The sequence below is a fragment of the Streptomyces sp. genome (assembly GCF_031181705.1).
Taxonomy (GTDB): domain Bacteria; phylum Actinomycetota; class Actinomycetes; order Streptomycetales; family Streptomycetaceae; genus Streptomyces.
In genome coordinates this window covers 25584-28097 of sequence record NZ_JAPSKN010000073.1, presented here as the reverse complement: position 1 = coordinate 28097, position 2514 = coordinate 25584, and the positions used below count along the sequence as shown (strand labels likewise).

At 69.9% G+C, this 2514-nt stretch carries 1 protein-coding gene and 1 pseudogene; one reads left to right on the top strand and one right to left on the bottom strand.

Annotation, left to right across the window (positions count from 1 at the left end; all coding sequences use genetic code 11):
• The coding region (locus RIN80_RS15930) for a WXG100 family type VII secretion target (RefSeq protein WP_208637025.1) at positions 1–298 on the bottom strand (298 nt) is incomplete at its 3' end.
• A 367-nt stretch (positions 299–665) separates the two neighbouring features.
• Here RIN80_RS15930 and RIN80_RS15925 point away from each other — a divergent pair.
• Positions 666–2514 (top strand): annotated as a pseudogene (locus RIN80_RS15925) (cell division protein FtsK); the annotation flags it as partial.

Sequence of the window (2514 nt, the reverse complement as noted above, 5' to 3'; positions counted from 1 at the left end):
ACTTACGCGCCTGCTTGGCCAGCTCCTCGTCGATCTGCTCGAACTTGTCCGCCGCCATGGTCAGGTAGTCACCCATGCCGTCGAGACCGTCCAGCGTCGTCTTCGTGCCCTGCACGAACTCGTCGAAGTTCTCGTCGAACGCCTTCGACGAGCTCTTCGTGACATAGCCGGACTGCACGAGGTTGTTGATGTACTTGCGGAGGCCCTCGAGCCTCTCCTGGAGCTTTTCCTTCTCCTTCACGACATGCTTGGCCGCTTCCCGCATGTCCTGGTATGTGATGTCAAGGTCCTTGGCCATGAAGCCGCTCCCTCTCGCAACGCCGCAGGGCCAACCCCCGTGGCTCCCTGTGTGCGGACTCATCGGCGCCCGGGCCGAGTTGCCGATCGCACGTGGCAACCGGAGTGATCGTCCGCTCTTGCGCCTGCAGCTTACGGGTGTGGCCTGCGGTGCCACATCCCTGGTTGTGAACGAGCGGTCAGGAAAGCGTGCACGGGATTGCCATCGGGAACGTCACCGCGCCGCCCCATTGCCCCGTCACCGCACCGAACGGATATCGTCCTTACCGCTGTGGCCCCAGTGACGGGAAGTGACAAGTGACTGGAGCGGGCGCAGCAAGGGACACCACCGCGGCCACACCGGCCCAGTGGCACGGGGAGGACAAGTCGTGCGCCTGACTCTGACCGTCGTCGACCCGTACGGCGGTGCCGCCGCCGACGTCGTGCTCGATGCCGATCCTGAGTCCACCGTGGGGGACATCGCCCAGGAGCTCGCCAAGCAGGTCGGGCACAGCGGGGCGCAGGTCATCCCGCTCGGGCAGCACCGGCACGCGCCGGCCAACAACGCGCCCCTGGTGTACGTGGACGGATACGCCGTCGATCCCGCCGCCACCGTCGTCGGCTCGCCCCTGCGCGAGGGCGCCGTCGTCAGCCTGCAGGATCCCTCCGGGTGTCTGCCGGGTGAGCCCACCGGGCTCGTCGAACTGCGGGTGGTCGGCGGGCCGGCCGCCGGGTTCGTGCACCGTCTCGGCGTGGGGCGGTACGACATCGGCAGCGGGGCCGCCTCCTACGTCCGGATCGACGATCCCGAGGTCGACGCCCGGGCCCTCACGCTCTCCGTCGCCGCTGACGGGACCTGCCAGGTCGCCGTCCACTCGGACAAGGAGCACGTCACCCTCGACGGCACCCCCCTCGCCCCCTCGGACGACAAGCAGGGGTCCAGCGACAAGGACGGGCGGAAGAGGGCGGAGAAGAAGAGGGACGGGAAGAAGGACAGGAAGAGGGACAAGAAGGGCGATGGGGGATCGGAGAAGGCGGACGGGCCCGCCGAGTGGCCCCTCGGGGCGCAGATCGGGATCGGCAACACCCTGCTCGAACTCACGCGTTACACCCCGCCGAACGCCGCCCTGAAGTGGTCCGACGACGGCGTCGGGCTGGACTACAACCGGCCCCCGCGGCTGCGTCCGCCCGAGCGGCAGACCACCTTCCGGCTGCCCTCGGCACCCCGCGAGTACGAGGCCCGGCCGCTGCCGTGGCTGATGGCGCTGACCCCGCTGGTCGGTGCCGTCGTGTCAGTCATGATCTTCCAGCGCTGGTACTACCTGATCATGGCCGCGCTGAGCCCCGTCCTGCTCTTCGCGAACTACTACAACGACAAGAAGCACGGGCGTAAGTCCCACGCCAAGCAGGTCAAGGAGTACGAGGAGCAGAAGGAGCGGATCGAGAAGGACGCGCAGGACGCCCTCGTCGCCGAGCGGAACGACCGGCGGCACGCCATACCCGACCCTGCCACCGTCCTCGCCCTGGGGACCGGGCCACGTACCCGGCTGTGGGAGCGGCGGCGCACCGACCGCGACCATCTGCTGCTCCGCGTGGGGACCGGGCAGTTGCCCTCCGAGGTCGTCCTCGACGACCCCGAGCAGGACGACCACCGCCGCCAGGTGACCTGGAAGATCGAGGACGCCCCGGTCGCGCTGCACCTGCGCACCCTCGGTGTCGTCGGCATGGCCGGCCCCGGTGACTCCGCCCGGGCGCTGGGGCGTTGGGCCGTCGCGCAGACCGCGGCGCTGCACAGCCCGATGGACGTGCAGTTCTACGTGCTGAGCGAGAACGCCGCGCGGGAGTCCTGGGACTGGGTGCGCTGGCTGCCGCACGCCCGGCCGTCCGGCGGGCAGGACGTCAACGCGCTGGTCGGGACGGACGCCGAGACCGTCGGCGCCCGGATCGGGGAGCTGACGCAGATCCTCGACGCCCGCAAGAAGGCCGCCGAGCAGAACAGGTCGCAGGGCTCGACCTTCAGCGACCCGGACATCGTGGTGGTGTGGGACGGGTCGCGGCGGCTCCGGTCCCTCCCCGGCGTCGTACGGCTGCTGCGCGAGGGGCCGTCGGTGTCCATGTTCGCCATCTGCCTCGACGCCGAGGAACGGTTCCTGCCCGGCGAGTGCCAGGCGTACGTCGTGGCCGAGCCGAAGGCCGAGCAGCACGAGCCGGACCGGCGGGTCCAGCAGCAGGCACAGC